This is a genomic window from Desulfobaculum xiamenense (genome assembly GCF_011927665.1).
Classification (GTDB): Bacteria; Desulfobacterota; Desulfovibrionia; order Desulfovibrionales; family Desulfovibrionaceae; genus Desulfobaculum; species Desulfobaculum xiamenense.
Genome location: NZ_JAATJA010000002.1, coordinates 650,904 through 666,880 on the forward strand (window position 1 = coordinate 650,904; position 15,977 = coordinate 666,880).

Sequence of the window (15,977 nt, forward strand, 5' to 3'; positions counted from 1 at the left end):
CCTTCGCCCGGGCGCTTTGCACCCGGGCCTCCTGTGGGCCGTGGTCGCAACCCAATATTCGCTCCGGACTGACGCCGCACCGCGTATCCGAAAGCATACCGGGCTAGTAGGTTATAATATCCTACTAGTCAACAAGGATTTAGCGCGAAAGGAGGCTCTGGATGGAGTGGAGATGCGGCGTGCGACGTTGCGGCTGTGGCTGCGAGCGGCGCGTACCACGTGGGCGGGAAGCGTGTGCGGGGAGGGGGCGGTCAGGCCGGGGACGGCGTATCGTCGTCTTGCGCCACGGGGAAGCTGATGATGAAGCGCGCGCCGCCGTCCGGGGCGTTTTGCGCGCGGATGCTGCCGTTGTAGTCCGTGACGATGCCGTAGCTGATGGACAGCCCGAGTCCGGTGCCGCGGCCGACTTCCTTGGTGGTGAAGAAGGGCTCGAAGAGGCGGTCCGCGATGGCGTCGGCGAATCCGGTGCCCGTGTCGGCGATGCTGATCTCGACGCTGTCGCCCGTATGCCTCGTGATCAGGGTGATGCGCCGGGGGGCGTTGGCATCTTCGGCCGTGCGGGCTTCGATGGAGTCGCGCGCGTTGAGCAGCAGGTTGATGAACACCTGCTCCAGCCGGTTCGGCTCGGCCATGACGCGGGGCAGGTCCGGCGCGAGGTCGCGTTCCACGGCGACGGAGCGCAGGCGGAGCTGCTGGTCGAAGATTTCGAAGGCCCGTTCGAGCACGGCGTTGACGTCCACGCATTCGCGCCGGATGTCGGACTTGCGGCCGAATTCACGCATGTGGGTGATGATCTTGGAGGCGCGTTCCACATGGGCGCGGATGCCCTCGGCCATTTCGGTCATGGCGGCATGGTCCACGGTTTCGTTTTTGCGGACCTTGCGTAGCAGGTAGCTTGCGATGGTCTGGATGACCGTCAGCGGCTGGTTGAGCTCGTGGGCGACGCCGGTGGCCATCTCGCCGAGGGTGGCCATTTTCCCGGCCTGAATGAGTTGCTGCTCGGTTTCGAGGCGCTTGGTGATGTCGCGGGTGATGGCGAGGATGATTCGCCGCTCGGGCAGTTCCGAGGGCGAGGCCATGATGTCCACGTAGATCATGCGGCCCGAGGCCGTGCGGTGGCGTGCGCGGTTGATGGGGCGGAAGGCCTTGAGGCGTTCGCCGAAGGTGGCGTCCTCACCGTCGGCGAACAGGTCCGGGAACGGTCGCCCGGCGAGCTGCGCGCGCGTCTGCTCGTAGACGCGGCCTACGGCGTCGTTGCAGTCGATGATTGCGAGGGTTTCGGCGTCGAGCACGAAGACCGGATTCGGGATGTGGTTGAAGATGTCGTGGTACTTCTTTTCCGACTTTTCGAGGCGCTGTTCCAGCGTGCGGCGTTGGGTGATGTCGAGGCACATTTCCATGGCGGCCACGATGGTACCGTTCTCGTCGCGGATGGGCTGGGTGGTCACGATCCAGTGCGCGGGCGAGCCGTCCGGGTGCACGCCGGATTCCTCGCTGCACCGGGAGCGGCCGTCGATGAATGTGTCCTGCACGGGGCAGTGCTCGCAACGTTCGTCGCGTCCCTTCCACGCGTGGTAGCAGAAGTCCCCCGACTTGGGGCTGAAGCGGTCCGCGAATTCGCGGTTGAAGTCGATAAGCCGGAGATCTTTGCTCAACACGGTGATGAGGCAGGGCACGTTGTCGAAGAAGGCGCGGTACAGGTCGCGCTGCTTGTTTAGCTCGGACTGCTTGGCGGTGATGTCGCGCCCCATGCGGTTCAGCGCGGCCACCAGCTGCCCCATCTCGTCCTCCATGTCCAGCGTGTCGGAAGGAATCTCCCGACCGGCCGCGATGAGCCGCGTTCCTGCGATGAGTTGCTTCACCGGCTCCTTCACGAAGCGCAGCACGATGAAGATCATGATCCACGACGTGGCGAGGAACACGAAGGCGGCCATGGCCATGGAGTTCAGCTCGAAATTGGCGAGAACCGCGTCGGCCTGCTTGAGGGACATCACCATGTCCAGCGCGCCGAGGACCTTGGTGTCCTCAGGGTGGAAGTGACAGGGCGGTCCGGAGCAGGTCGGCTCGTTGTAGATGGGAGTCAGCACGGCGATGCTGCGCGCGCCGTCGGCGGCGGTGAAGATGCGGGTGCGGTCCTCCAGCGGAACGCGCGTGAGCGGCGGTTCGTTGCTGTGGCAGACGTGGCAGGCCTCGTTGCGGATGTTTGTGCGAGAACCTTCCTCGGTGGAGCGGCTGGAGAACTGGATGGTGCCCGTCTTGTCGTAGATGCGCACCACTTCCACGCTCTTTTGGCGGCCGGTGTTGCGCACGATCTGGCGGATGTCGTCGCGCGAGTTGTGGAGCATGGCGTAGTGCAGCGCGAGGCGCGTGGTGTCCGACAGGCGGTCGGAGCCGTCCACGATGGTGCGCATGGTGTTTTCGCGCTGGAAACGGATGCTGAAGTAGGACCACGCGGACACGCACAGCAGAAGCGTCAGACCGACCGAAAGGATGATCTTGAACAGCAGGCTGTGGCGGAATTGCTGAAGCTGCGAGCGCATGGTCCGTGTGGGTTGAGGGTGTGTCTCATCCATACCCCCGTGGTAGGGCTTTGGCAAGGCGGCGTGGAGCATGGCCCATCATGTGCGCCCATCATGTGCGCCCATCATGCGCGGTGCGTCGTGTGTGGTGGTCGTTGCGTCATCAGGCGGGAGGCGCAAGCGAAAGCGCCCCGCCCGGCAGTGCCGGACGGGGCGCGTGATGTGCTTCTGTGCGGATGGCTCAGCCGAGGCCGACGAGCCTGCCGCCCTGATAGACGGCCACGGATACGGCAAAGGCGAAAGCGGTGTTGAAGGCAAGGGAGAACAGCGCCCATTTCCACGATCCCGCCTCGCCGCGGATGGCGACCAGCGTCACGAAGCAGGGGGCGTAGAGCAGGATGAACAGCATGAGTGCCGTGGCCCGCAGAGGCGACCACTCCGGGGACATGGCCAGGCGCTCGGCGAGGGAGGCCGAGGCGGAATCGCCGCTACCCAGCGAATATGCCGTGCCCAGCGTGGAGACGATGACTTCCTTGGCAGCCACGCCGCCCACGAGGGCGATGTTGGTGCGCCAGTCGAAGCCCGCCAGCGACGACACGCCCTCAAGGGCAGTGCCGATGCGTCCGGCGAAGGAGGTGCGAAGCGCGGCTTCGGCGCGCTGGCCCTCAATGCGGTCGCGCTGTCCGGCAAGGACCATCTCCGCGGACGAACCCGGCGTGGCCTCGGCCAACTGCGCGGCCACCTCGGCGGAGGCGGCGTCGAAGCGGGCGGCCTCGTCGTCGGGCAGGCCGGGGAAGGTCATCATGGTCCACAGCAGGACGGAAATGGCGAGAATGACCGTTCCGGCCTTCTTGATGTACTGCCACGTGCGTTCCCATGTGTGGATCATCATGCCGCGGACGGTGGGGAAGCGGTAGGGCGGCAACTCCATGACGAACGGCGTGCTTGGGCCCTTGATGACCGTGGAGCGCAGGATGCGGGCCACCACGAGGGCGGAAGCCCATCCGGCGAGGGTGATGAGGAACAGCGCCGGGGCCTGATGGCGCGGGAAGAACACCCCGATGAGCAGGATGAACACCGGCAGCTTGGCTCCGCAGGTCATGAATGGCGCGGTGAGCAGCGTGGCGAGCTTCTCGCGGCGGCTGCGCAGGGTGCGCGCGGCCATGACGCCGGGAACGGCGCATCCGCCGGCAATGCCGCCGGAGACGATGAAGGGCATCACCGAGCAGCCGTGCAGGCCGAAAATGCGGAACACGCGGTCCAGCATGTAGGCGATGCGCGCCATGTATCCTGAGTCTTCGAGGAAAGAGATGAAGAGAAAGATGAGCAGGATGAGCGGGACGAAGCTCAGTACGCCGCCCACGCCGTCGATGACGCCGGATACGAGAAGCGACTTGAGCAGACCGTCCGGCAGCGTGGCGGATACGGTGTCCGCCATCCATGCGAACAGGGCTTCCATCCAGCCCATGGGGATTTCGCCGAGGGAGAAGGTGAGCTTGTAGACGGCGAGCAGCACGCCGAACATGCCGAGCGGCCCGAGGAAGCGGTGCGTGAGCACGCGGTCCAGCTGGTCCGAAAAGTCGATGCGCTGGTGGTCCGTGCTACGGGTGAGCACGCCCTGCTTGAGCAGCGACGTGATGAAGCCGTAGCGATAGTCCGCGATGATGGCCTCGGGATAAGTCTTCAGCGTCTTCTGGCAGTGGTCGGCGACGTCGGCGGCCATGGCTTCGAGGCGGGCGGAAAGCTCTCCGGCGGCGCGGCCGTTGGCGACGATCTCCTCGTCGCCCTCCAGATACTTGAGCGCCAGCCAGCGCGCGGGATAGCGCTCGGCAAGGAAGCCTTCGGCCTCGATGAGCGCGGTCATCTCGCCAAGCGCGTGGTCGAGGTCCGGGCCGTAGGAGATGACGAGCTGTTCCCACCTGCCGCCGCGTTGCCGAGAGAATTCGGCGGTGCGACGCAGCAGAGTTTCCACGCCTTCGCCGGTGCGGGCCACGGTTTCCAGTACGGGCAGGCCCAGCAGTTCGGACAGGCGGGCGGAGTCGATGGTCATGCCATGGCGACGGGCCTCGTCCATCATGTTCAGGGCGAGGACCACCGGGATGCCCATCTCCAGAATCTGGACGGCGAGGTAGAGATTGCGCTCGATGGCCGAGGCGTTGAGCACGCTCACCACCACGTCGGGGCGTTCGTCCACCAGCACGTTTCGCGCGACGATCTCTTCCTGCGTGTAGGCGGTGAGGGAATAGGTGCCCGGGAGGTCTATGACCTGGAAGCGGGTCCCGTTGACCGAGGCCTGACCTTCCTTCTTCTCGACGGTGATGCCCGGATAGTTGCCCACATGCTGGCGCGCGCCGGTGATGGCGTTGAACATGGTGGTCTTTCCGGCATTGGGGTTGCCGGCGAGGGCGAGGCGGATGGTCTCGGTCATGCGCTACTCCGCGATTTCGACGGTAATGTGGTCGGCCTCGTTGTTGCGAAGCGAGAGGGTGAAGCCCTTCATGCGCAGGGCCACGGGGTCGCGCAGCGGGGCGCGGCCGGTCACCTCGACCTCGGTTCCGGGGACGAGCCCCATGTCGCGGATGCGGCGGCCAAGCTCGCCGCTGGCACCGACGGTGCGGATGATGGCCTTCTGGCCGACCTGAAGTTGGCGCATATTGATGATGGTACCCATGTCGGGCGCTCCTTGGGGGCTGTGAACTGCGGCCTGCTGGCCGTGGCGAGGATTCGGGCGAAAACGATAAGATGCCGTGCTACGGCTTGTGGTGCCGTGTTGAGCTGGCGGGCCTAGCGGGCCTAGCGGGGGGAGCCTTTTCCCCGGACGGGGGTGTTCGCTCGGAGCGGGTCGCTCCGGTGCGCAGAGGGGACGAAAGGCGTGGAAACATGGCGTCAGGCGGTCCGGGAATCCATGTCGGATACGAGCGTGGCCAGAATGTGCCGGGCCATGCCGTCTCCGAGGACGAGGTCGCAGTCCCGCACGCGCAGGCAGCACGAGCCGGGACCATTGGAACAGATCTCCGCGACGGTGCCCGGCGTGAGGCCCATGGCCAGCACGCGGCAGCGCTCGCGCGGGCAGACCCGGATTTCCGAGATGGTCACTCGGCTTCCGCCTGGATAGTCGCACAGAGAACGACCTGCGAGGTTGCGATGACACTTGCGTTTCCACATGAGTTGAGAACTAGTTTCAATGAGAATGAATGTCAAGAGCCGTGGATGGAGAAGGGCGAGAAGCCTTTGGGAAACAAGCGGATTGCATGTCGGAACAGGGGGTTGCGTCTGCGGAAAAAGCTTGGGGCGACGGATGCCCTGAAGAGGGCGAATGGCGTTGACGGCGGCTACGAGGATGGTGGGACAAGGATGGAGAGTCCGTCGTCGCTTTTCTGCACGGTCGGTTTGCGTGACGGCGGAGCCGTGAGGTCGAGCACGACGCGCAGCTTGTCGGCATGGATGCCGGTGCGCACGGCGCGGACGATGCCTTTGTCCACGGGAATGCGCGTGGCACCCCGGTATTCCCACGTACCGGGGAGATCCACCACCAGCCGGGGAGGATCGGCGAGGAGATAGGACCGGACGCTTTCAATGGGGGCTGTCGAGCGCAGGGTGATGGTGACGACGCGCGCGCCGTCGGCGCTGGCGATAGTGGTGGCCACGGCGGGGCTGGTCGGCTGCTTTGGGCGTTGCGTTGGGCTGGCCGGAACGGCTGGCGCGGCCTTCTGCGTCGCCGGGGGCGCTGTCGGGAGCGGCTTGGGTGCTTGCGCCGTACGGGTCGTGTTGGAGGCGAGGGGTGTGGGGGCTGGCGCTGTCGCCACAGGGGCTGGAGCCTGCATGGAGCGGGCTGGCGGTTCGGGAGTCGCGATGTGGCGCGGGGATGGGGGCACCGGGGCGGTGCCGGATGGCGACGCCGACTGGCCGGGCATGGCGATGCCGCGCAGAATGTCATCATCGTTGGGCAGGGCGGAAGCGATGGGCGCGGGGGCGTCCGCCAGTGTGGTTTCCGTGACGCCGAGGGCGTCGTGGCGCGTCGGCGTGGCAGATGGGGCGGCAGGCTCGGCTGCTGGGGGGGCGAGCGGGGGCGACGCCGAGTGATCCGGCTGGGCGGGGCGAGCCGGTGATGTCTTGGCGGCGGGCTGTTTCGGGGCTGGCGCGGCGTCCGCAACGTGGGCCGGGGCCTCGGCGATGGGGAGCGTGGGCTGAGAGATGGGCTGCGGCGCGGGGGCCGTGTAGTGCGTGATGAGGCGTTCGATGGTGGCGAGCGGCGCGTTGAGTGAGTCGGTCAGCCAGAGTACGCCGCCCGCGGCGGCGATGAGCCATGCAAGAGTGAACAGCAACGCCGTCTGTGGCGTGTATCCGCCGGACACGCGCCAGTCGCTGTTGCCGCAGCGGACGCAGCGATAGGGCGCGTAGGGAAGCATGTTGAGAATCCGACCCAGTCCGGACGGAACGATGGCGACCATGAGGTCGTGGCCGCATTCGCTGCATTTCACGGCGCGCTTCCTGTGTGGGCTGTGTGTTGCTGATGAATGGGTTGCGGACGATGTGTCCGTGGAGTAACATCGCATAGTGTAACGCCTTTCGGCGTGAGTTCAAGGGCTTTGTGGACGCACGGGCGGCGAGTCCCGCATCCCGGAGCCGAGGACGGGCGCAGGCGAAGGCTGGATCCGGCGAAAAGGCATGCGCATGGAATCCTTGCCGACAAATTTTTGCGAACTCTGCTTGACAAACCGGCCCCGAAGCACATATTCGAGACGTCCGTTCGCTACGGAATCCGTGGCGACGTTTCCTTGGAGAGGTGGCCGAGCTGGCTGAAGGCGCACCCCTGCTAAGGGTGTATAGGGGGAACCCTATCGAGAGTTCAAATCTCTCCCTCTCCGCCAAGATTGCAAAGGGCCACGGCATACGCCGTGGCCCTTTTGTATTTTCATTAGGGCAGTTTCTGTCTATCCAACGTATGCTTTGTGTGTATTATGATATGATGCGGCTTTATATGTTGCTTCGGAAACATAGGAGTCGTGTTCTAATGGGTAAGAAAAAGGATACATGGAGAGCGTTTGCGGCGCGGCATCATTTGAAGGTAGAGCATGGGGCATGGCGTGATGGAGGGGCGTGGTTTCATCCTCTAAAAGCGTTTCCGGCTTTTTTGGGGGATGAAGGTGGATACGTTTGGTTTGAAACAAAGCAAGAGTATGAAAATGCTGGGAAAGCTGGGTACATTAGAATCGGTGTGGAAATAAATGTGCCCAAGGGTATTAGACATATTCCAGGTTATATTAAAATTATGAAGGACTTCGAACAAAAATACGATTGAGTTGTCTGTTCCCTTTCTTCAAATTTAAGCAGGAAAGGCCTACGGTTTCGAATCAAGCTGTAGGCCTTTGTTGTATTTTTCGATGGGATTTTTGGGCGTTGGCGTTTGGGCGCTGTTTTCAGGGTGCATCTGCGCCGACGGGGAGTGCGTAAGCGTAGTTGCGGTTGCACCTGTCGATGGGGCGTGCGTTTCGCGGTACAACTCCAAGCTTTGAAGGCCGCGCTGCATTTCGTTGTCGCTGACGGAAGGGAACCCCCATGGTCTGCGCCTGTTGCGGCGCGGACCATGGGGGTTGAAGCTGAGGAATTACCAGACCATGTCGTCCTGGCCTGCTCCGCTGTATGCTCCACCGTTGGCTGGAGAACTCCCTGCAGGAGCCTGATGGTTTTGTTGTGTGGGGTTGTTTCCGCCTGCGGCCGTTTGATCACCGGTTGCGCTGGTTGTTTTCGCTGTCGTGTATGCGGATGTGTTGTGTTCCGCCCGGTCGATAGCCTCTTCGTGTCCTGCCTTGGTTCCCTTCGCCGTTTGCTGCGCCTTGATGTCCAGTATTCGTGAAATGTAATTGGATTCTTCCATGAACAAGGCGTCGCGGGCAGAGCTTCCGCTGGCGGCATAAATCGCGACGTAGATATTCTGACCGGACAACGGGTGCTTGAGTACATTCCCGTATATCCTTTGGATTCCGTTTATGTGCCGGCCTTCGATGCTTTGCTTCAGCGTGGATGCATAGCTTTCCGCGGCGGCCGATGTGTCGTGTTCGGTTCCCGAATAGGTTTCCATCATCTGCTCGGCGACCTTGTGCGAGCTTACGTCTGCAAAGATGGCCGTGGCCACTTCCTTCTTGGCAATTTGTTCGGCGATGCCGCGTCCCCGTTTTTCCGAACTTGCCGAGCCGCCGACGGCTGCTGCGCCGATGCCGATGAAGTGGACCTGTCCCTGATTGTCGCGAAAACGGCGGCCGCCAGTGGACGTTGCCCAATTGTTGCCCTTGACCCACTGACTCAATGTGCATTTGCCGGGAGGAACAGGGGTGGGCTCGCCCTTGAGAAAACTGCGGACCACGGATTCCATCTTTTTGCTCCATAGCGTGATGATGGCGATACGATAGCGCTGTTCCGTTTCATCCCACGCTTCGAACTGGGCACAGGTCGTGGCTCCCAATAGGGGCATGGAGGACATGGTTTCGACCTTGCTAGAGAGCGTTTCCTGCTTTGCGCCCTTGCGCGTCTTGAGTTCCGATTCTATGCGTTGGTAGTCGTTTTGCGCTTCGGCGTAGCGAGCTTTGACTTCCTCGTATCTCTTCTTTTTTTCATCGGCGATTTGTTGGCTTGAGTACTTGCCGTCAAGTTTTTTGATCGCCGCATCCATGAGCGCCTTGAAGCGGTCGCCGAAGGTGATTCCCTGCAGTACGTTGGCCTCCGAGGCATCGACCTCGGCCAGTAATTTCGCGACGCGAGCGCGCTGCGCTTCCATCTTGCGTTCGAGTTTGTCGAGCTCTTCCTTGAAGAGAGCATTGAGATCTGTGCCGGGGGTGCTCGCTTCATCCATGACACTCATCTCGGTGCGAATGAATTCGATGATGCGGGACTTTCCGTCGAGAACCGCCTCCATGCTCTTCAGTGAACGCTTTGTGATGAACGTGTCGTCGTATGACGGGTCCTCGGAGTCGAAGGCCGCTTCACCGATTGAAACGTAAACTTGTTTGTCTTCATTCCATCCTTCGTAAACGCCGGAGCGCTCAAGGTACTCGTCAACCATGTCCCGGATACTTTTCTGGGGGACGACTTCCGGCGCTTGGGCTTCGGTGATTTTTTGGGTGACCTGAAGTTCTGTGCTCTGAGTCGCGTCATTGGGCGTGTATTCGACGCATTCGGCTGTACAGGGCCAGACGCAGCCGAGTGTGAGCAGGCAGAGAATCGAGCCGAGGACGAGATTCCTTGCTGGTTTCATTTCGTGCAGCTCCTAAATTTTGAAGAGATTTTCAGCAAAGTCGGATTGTCGCGATCGAGATTTGCGTTGTGGGCAAAGGCGATGATGCGACGAGCGGTTTCAGTTTGCCCGAGTTCGATGTGGGCCTGTGCAAGATGACCCAGTGTTTCGGCGTCGAGCGGGTTGAAGTGGAGCATTTCGAGATACGTGAAAATGGCTTCTCGCCATTGGCGTTCAGCCATGAGGATGGCTCCGAGATAGTCCCAGATCTCGCGGTTCGCGGGAGAGGACTCAAGCGACTTGAGGAGGAGGCGTTTCGTGGCGGGGAGGTCGGTCCCTGCGTGGAAGAGCCGTTTTGCCTCGTCGAATTCGGACGTGGATGCGCTGGATATGTCGTCTCCGAAGCGTAGCCCCCCAAGTGAGGTGTATGCAGTCGTGAATACGTTGCCGTCTGGTGCATGGGGCGATGTCCGAGCAAGGCTGGCAAAGTCGCGGTCGTTTCCGGTCAGCGCGATCATCTTGTTGATAAGTTTGGAGTGCGCCTGCCCACTGTCGGCCAGCGCCAATTCAAGCAGGGCAAATGCCTGCTCCGGGATGTCAGTTCGTTCTGCAATTCGTTCGAGGACTTCGTGGCAGCCGGGCAGGAGTTCCAGTATGTCGTCATTCGGTTGCAGATGGCCCTCCAGGAGTGCGCGGAGGCTTCTGCGTTGTTCGAATGCGTTGGGGTGGAAGGTATAGTTTACAGTGTGTTGTGCACTGTTCATGTCCTGGAGGGCACAACGCGCGGCGAGCTGGTGCAGACCAGATTCCCAGAGGATGCACGCGAGGGTTTTGAAATCGCGGTGTCGTACGGCCTCGGACGTGATTGCGGCGAGTAGCGCCTGTGGGTTGTCTTGTTTGGACTTTGCCTCTTGGCGCAAGGAGTTGAGTTCTCGGGTGGGAATGGCGATTGCGTATCGGTAGGTTCCCCGTGAAAGCGAGTCCTCAAGGATGTGGCCAGATGTCGTGAGTGCGGAGGGCAGGCGCGTCGATCTTTCCCATTCTCGCGTGAGGAGCGTGTTGAGTCGCGCGGAAATGCCTTGATCCGTTCGAAAAGAGGGCAATGCTGTGCTGGCGATATGCTTTCGAATGAGCTTCCGAAATTCAATCAGAGCTGCATTGTGCAGTTCTCGTCGGGTTTTTGTTTGTCTGGCGGCGGGGATTTCGATGATGAAACAGGTGCACTCCTGAAGTTGATAGGTGCCTTGTGAGCGTTCGGACAGTGTCCGTCTGTATTCGCCAGCGAGGTTCATCGCCTCGTCGGGCGGAGTGCAATGGCCCTGCCCCCCCCGCCGCAAGGCAGAGAAGGATGGCGATCACCGCTGCATACAGATGCCGAGGCATCACGCGGGGGGCAGGGCCTTTATGATGTGTTTCTGGCGCAGGCAGCTGCATGTTGCTACCAGTCGTTTTCGGTTTGCTTTTTGAAGTCGGCGGTCTTTTTCTTCATTTCCGCCTTTCGGTTTTCAAACTTTTTCTTTGCGGCCTGCTGGGCCTGCCCCGGATTTGCCTTCATGGGGCGGACAATGAACCGGCTCGATTGGAAGTCCTGTTCGATATTTGCGGAGCACTTGATGATGTTGGCGCGGGAGGTCTTGGGTTGGACATCCACAACTTCAAGGGTGCCGACCTCAATTTCTTCGGCTCCAAGTACTTCCTTGGTGTAGGGATCCGTCAGCATTTTGCCCAGTTTGATGAGGCGCAGCCTCTGACCATTGCGGAGCGTGTCGCCGCCCTGGCCGAGGACGACGGATTTTCCAGATGCCGAGACGACGCGGACGGGCGCGATGGCCTCAATGAGCTGTGCGCCCATGGCGCTGGCGGCTTGTTGAGCCATCTGTGCTGCGGATGGGGGATTGCCTTCTGCTGTCTTGATGTTGCTGAAGACTTTCGAATAAGTGACCTGGCCTGTCGCAACATCGATGACCCTGAGGGAAATTTCAGTGCCGTATTTGCATTCGGGGAATTTGCGCCCGGTGCTCTTCATGGTCTTGTACCATGCGTCCCGAACAATCTGATTCACCTGTCCGACAACGATGAAGTCTGCACCGAGGGTGTTGCCGAGTTTGGCCATCTCTTGCATGGGGGCGTCGCTTTGCTTGAGGAAGTCGACTTCTTTCTGATGTTCGGCAAGGAAGTCTCTGTCAAGAATGGCAAAACGACGAGTTTGGGTCAGATAGCTCGTAAGGTTGTGTCCGTATGTTTCGGCAAACTGGGCGGATCCGTCGGCCTTTGCCGCTACACGGAAAGGGATCACGGCAAGGCGCATCCGGTTGCTTTCGGGGGACGCCTTGTATTTGGCGATTTGTGCGTCTACGGCAACATGCCAAATTCCGGGACGGGCAGGGTCCTCGTTGCATGACAAAATCGTGTAGCTGCTGACGAGTCCTTTTGTTTTGGTTGCGACGTCCTGCTGGAAGGATTCCTGTGACATTTCTGCGGAAACGTTGGCCTTCCTTCCGTTGACGGCTACGGTGGCGTCAGTCTTGACTGAAGAGAATGAGGCGGCAGACTCGGATGCCATCTGCATCCCGTTTACCTGACTGATGGCTTGCGTCAGGGCGTCATACAGTGCCGCTTTGGCTGATTCGCCTTCGCCTTCGCCGTGAGCAGTCACCATTTCGACCTTTGCGTGCGCGTTCAGAGCGGGCAGGCAGAAGAGGGCCACGAGCAACGCGCAAAAGATTCTTCTGATCATCGTAACCTCGAAGGGGGATGGCGGCCGCCGAAGCCGGTGGCGTTTCGACGACCGCCGAACTGTTACAGGTCGCCGAGGGCGTCCTCGGCATTGGATACTTCAAGATCGTTGCTCTTGCAGAAGGCGATGAGCTCGCCTGTCGTGCCAGCCATCTGGCTGCCCAGCGTCGGAATCTTGGGACCCACGTTCATGCCGAAATCGAACTTCGACTTGAGGGAGCACAGCGCGGTCGGGGCGGCTTCGGCAAGGGCGTCCTTCGCCTTGGATATCCACTGGGCGAAGTCCTTGCCGACCTTGACCGTCAGTGCGCTACCCTTGGCATATGGGACGAGTGCCTCGGCCAGCTTCTTCTTGCTTTCCGCGTCGAGGGAATTGTAGCTTTTCTGCTTTTCCTGAATGTTCTTGTCGTTTTCCTCGGTGGTGGCCACCGCGCGTTCGACGTCCTCGTCCTGGACGTTGCCCGATTGCAGGGTATCGATCAGCACTTTTGTTTGAGCCGCCATTTCCTTGTCCTGAACGGCCACGGCAATCTGGTTCTGTGCGTCCAGCAGCTCGGAGAGTGCAGCGACCAGATCCTTTTTGATGGATTCCTGTTCGCTGCTCAGCGCCTGCGTGTCGTGCTTTTCCGTGGATGCCAAAGGATTGGCCGCGCCCACGGAAGGGAGGTTGAATGCGAGCGCACGGTGGGTCGGTGCGACGAGCAGCAGTCCTGCGATAGTGAGCGTGATGAGTTTCTTCATGATGGTTTTCCTCGATTAGTTGATTTTCTTGGCGTTCATCTGGTCCACGATGGTGGTGGCTGCTTCTGCAGCCGCCTTGCGCAGGGCGTTGCGCTTGGCGACGACGGCATCGGGGCCGAGTCCCGCGTACTGTATGGGACCCACGGCTGCGACCTTGCGAGGAAGCCGACCGGAAATGTTCCAGACGTTGGCGTTGACGGAGACGTAGACGCGTTTCATTCCGCTGACGGGGTCGATGTCGTTGATGCCGACATCCAGCGTTCCTGTGGCGAAGAACTGGATTTCGCACATCCGGCAGCCGTTGATGGCCTCGCGGCGCGTCTCGTTGGAGAGCTCGCTACCGCAAGCGTATTCGTCCTTGATGGTGTTGAAATCCGCCCCACCGCATTCACTCAGCACGTCGCGATAGTCGACGACTTCGAATCCTGCGGGGGAGAGAATTTCATTCATTGCCGAATCGACGTCGCTTGAACTCGAAACGGTGTAGGCGATCTTGTCGGCCTTCTTCTCGACGTTTCCACCGGTAACGGTCTTCTTCATGGATTCCTTGCTGACCGCTTCGGCAGCACTCCCGCCGTGGCTGGCCGCAGATTCTTCGACAGTGCCGACTTCCTGGGACATCTCGACACTTGTTTCCTTGTCCTTGAAGCTTTTTACGGAGCTCGTTTCACGGGCGAGGAATACGAAGCTAAAGAGGCTGCCTTCGCCAGTCGCGTTCGATCCTGCTGCGGAGAATTCGGAGAGCTTCGTCTCTACTGCGACGTCATTGATGGTGATCTTGACGCCAACGGTATAGACGAGGTTGTCCGTGTCCGTCTTTTCTTCAAGAATGTTGCAGCTAGAAATGTAGGTGTCCATGGCACCGGTGAAGGCGTTTTCATTGTCGGAGTACAACTTGTACTTCGGCTTGCTGAACTTCGAGACGTAGCGTTTCCATGCGCTGAGCTTTGCATCTTCCAGAGCCTTACTCTTGACCTCTTTGGTCGGCTCCTTCGAGAAGGCGTGCTTCTCATATGTGATGCGTGCGGAGCCGATGGAGGATGTCTCGGCAAAGCTTATGCCCGGAACTGCAATCAGTAGCGCGATGATGAAGAATTGAAGAAGCGTTTTCATTGTGAACCTACATGCACTTTTGGATGGTTTTCTCGAATTCCTCGAACTGTTTTCGTGTCTTCTCGCCCTCAGCCGAATTCTTGAGCCATTTTCCGTCCTGTTCATGAATTTCCTGCGTCGTCTTGTTGAACAGGCTGAGCAGGCTTTCCTGGAAGGCCGAGAAGTCGGATGCAGTTGCTTGGCTTTTTGGAACGATTTTTACGGCTGCATTCTTGAGCTTCGTGTCCACCATGGATTCCTGCAGGATGGAATCGACTCGAAGTCTGGCGAAACATCCGTATGCCCAGGATGTTCCGGTGACATTCTCGTCGAGTTTGACTTTCTTGAAACCGCGAATGGTTAGTTCGATGGGGTAGTCCGCTTCGGGGATATCCAATTGGAAGACGTCACCGTTTGCGAAACGGCCCGCCATCTTTCCGCCGATGGCTTGGCCCTTGGTGTAGGGGAGGATGCTTGCGTTGAGATTCTTTGAAAATGCCGAACTGAACTGCTGAGCGACAAAGGTCTTGTACGCGGCGATGGGGGTGCCGTTTGATTGGCTTGCCCAGAAATCCTCGGCTTTTTGCTCAAGAGTGACGTTTTGCACCTTGAATGTGCAGATGGCGTCTCCCGTGTTCAGCCGTACGTGGGAAAGTGCGGTGCATGCTTCGTCGAAGAAGTTGATTCCGCCGATGTTACCGAGGTACAGATTTCTGATTATCCCAAGTTTTTTATCTTCAGTGGGTTCTGTATCCGAGGAATCCGTAACGCGAGTACCGAAAGGATAGCATGCTATGATTTCCATTTTTGAGAAATCGAATAGCAGTATTTGCCCGTGCAGGTTGTATACTGTCTTGAAGAGGTTGTCCTCAAGCTGTTCTGTAGAGACGTCTTCCCAGTCTAGTGCAATAGCTACCGAGATGCTTTCGCCATGTTTCAGATCTCCAAGGCTTGTAAATTGTAATTCGATATTCTTGTTGTCTACAGTTTGAGCCTTTTTGATGAGTGAAGTTTCAAGTAGTGATCTTTCGGCGTCAAGCTCTTTAATTATTACGCCTGTATAAGGATAGTTGCTTGAAATAAACTGGTGGTCACCGAGGAATGCAAACCCTGCGTAATAAACAGGTGTCGCAAATGCGTATGTGTTAGTAAAAAGAACTATGGCAATAACAAGGAAAAATTCTGTTATTTTTCTGTGCATAAGCTCCTCGGATAAGTTCGTTTGCTCATAATTTCGCGTAAATACGAGAATAATTTTACCATATGATAGACGTTTGTTTCGATACATCGATAAAAAGGATTCATCAACCGAAACTTTTGTGATGTTTTCGTGATGAGAAAATAGGCTCGGAACTGTTTTTGGTGGGTGCAATAGGTTTCGCGCAATAGGTTTCGCGCAATAGGTGGGTGGGTGTAAGTCAGGGGGAACAGCGTTCTCTCGTGCCCGCTTTCACAAAGTCTTGTCATTTCCATTTATCCGCAGTAAGGCGGCTGTGAGCGTCCACTCGCGAGCCTGCACCGGGCCTGGGGCGATGTTTGTCCCTCGCGGCTGCTTTCCCGACACTTCCTCGTCGTGCCTTCGTCATCCCGTCCGAGGTCGAAATAGTGCGGCGCCATCCAACATAACGTCATCCCGGCGGAAGCCGGGTTCTGGGATC

12 protein-coding genes and 1 tRNA gene are annotated in these 15,977 nt (G+C 59.5%); 2 read left to right on the forward strand and 11 right to left on the reverse strand.

The window, feature by feature from the left end; translation table 11 throughout:
- Nucleotides 1–251: 251 nt before the first annotated feature.
- From GGQ74_RS10775 to GGQ74_RS16505, 5 genes are all read right to left on the reverse strand, one after another.
- Entirely contained in the window at nucleotides 252–2,540 is a 2,289-nt protein-coding gene (locus GGQ74_RS10775; protein ID WP_167941554.1) for a PAS domain S-box protein, read from the reverse strand.
- 220 nt (nucleotides 2,541–2,760) lie between these two features.
- Complete coding sequence (feoB, locus tag GGQ74_RS10780; RefSeq protein WP_167941555.1) at nucleotides 2,761–4,947, reverse strand: ferrous iron transport protein B; 2,187 nt, start codon at nucleotides 4,945–4,947, stop codon at nucleotides 2,761–2,763.
- A 3-nt stretch (nucleotides 4,948–4,950) separates the two neighbouring features.
- Nucleotides 4,951–5,190, reverse strand: a complete 240-nt coding sequence (locus tag GGQ74_RS10785) for a FeoA family protein (protein ID WP_167941556.1) — start codon at nucleotides 5,188–5,190, stop codon at nucleotides 4,951–4,953.
- A gap of 215 nt (nucleotides 5,191–5,405) precedes the next feature.
- Complete coding sequence (locus GGQ74_RS10790) at nucleotides 5,406–5,684, reverse strand: FeoA family protein (protein ID WP_167941557.1); 279 nt, start codon at nucleotides 5,682–5,684, stop codon at nucleotides 5,406–5,408.
- A gap of 167 nt (nucleotides 5,685–5,851) precedes the next feature.
- Entirely contained in the window at nucleotides 5,852–7,000 is a 1,149-nt protein-coding gene (locus GGQ74_RS16505; RefSeq protein WP_167941558.1) for an AMIN domain-containing protein, read from the reverse strand.
- Nucleotides 7,001–7,299: 299 nt separating this feature from the next.
- Between GGQ74_RS16505 and GGQ74_RS10800 the strand changes: the two genes are divergently transcribed.
- Together GGQ74_RS10800 and GGQ74_RS10805 are read left to right on the forward strand one after the other, a co-directional pair.
- Nucleotides 7,300–7,390 (forward strand) — tRNA-Ser (locus tag GGQ74_RS10800).
- A gap of 143 nt (nucleotides 7,391–7,533) precedes the next feature.
- Entirely contained in the window at nucleotides 7,534–7,821 is a 288-nt protein-coding gene (locus GGQ74_RS10805; protein ID WP_167941559.1) for a hypothetical protein, read from the forward strand.
- A gap of 306 nt (nucleotides 7,822–8,127) precedes the next feature.
- Here the strand turns inward: GGQ74_RS10805 and GGQ74_RS10810 are convergent, their stop codons facing one another.
- From GGQ74_RS10810 to GGQ74_RS10835, 6 genes are all read right to left on the reverse strand, one after another.
- Nucleotides 8,128–9,771 (reverse strand): coiled-coil domain-containing protein, encoded by a 1,644-nt coding sequence (locus tag GGQ74_RS10810; protein ID WP_167941560.1) that lies wholly within the window; start codon nucleotides 9,769–9,771, stop codon nucleotides 8,128–8,130.
- Nucleotides 9,768–11,042 carry a tetratricopeptide repeat protein gene (locus GGQ74_RS10815; protein ID WP_167941561.1) on the reverse strand — a complete coding sequence of 425 codons (1,275 nt, stop codon included), beginning with the start codon at nucleotides 11,040–11,042 and terminating at the stop codon, nucleotides 9,768–9,770. The genes GGQ74_RS10810 and GGQ74_RS10815 overlap by 4 nt, the downstream gene beginning before the upstream one ends.
- Before the next feature lie 146 nt (nucleotides 11,043–11,188).
- Nucleotides 11,189–12,487, reverse strand: coding sequence for a CsgG/HfaB family protein (locus tag GGQ74_RS10820; protein WP_167941562.1), 1,299 nt, complete (start codon nucleotides 12,485–12,487; stop codon nucleotides 11,189–11,191).
- A 62-nt stretch (nucleotides 12,488–12,549) separates the two neighbouring features.
- Nucleotides 12,550–13,227, reverse strand: a complete 678-nt coding sequence (locus GGQ74_RS10825; RefSeq protein ID WP_167941563.1) for a hypothetical protein — start codon at nucleotides 13,225–13,227, stop codon at nucleotides 12,550–12,552.
- A 15-nt stretch (nucleotides 13,228–13,242) separates the two neighbouring features.
- Entirely contained in the window at nucleotides 13,243–14,340 is a 1,098-nt protein-coding gene (locus GGQ74_RS10830) for a hypothetical protein (protein ID WP_167941564.1), read from the reverse strand.
- Nucleotides 14,341–14,347: 7 nt separating this feature from the next.
- Nucleotides 14,348–15,520: a hypothetical protein gene (locus tag GGQ74_RS10835; protein ID WP_167941565.1), complete on the reverse strand. Its 1,173-nt coding sequence runs from the start codon at nucleotides 15,518–15,520 to the stop codon at nucleotides 14,348–14,350.
- Nucleotides 15,521–15,977: the final 457 nt, after the last annotated feature.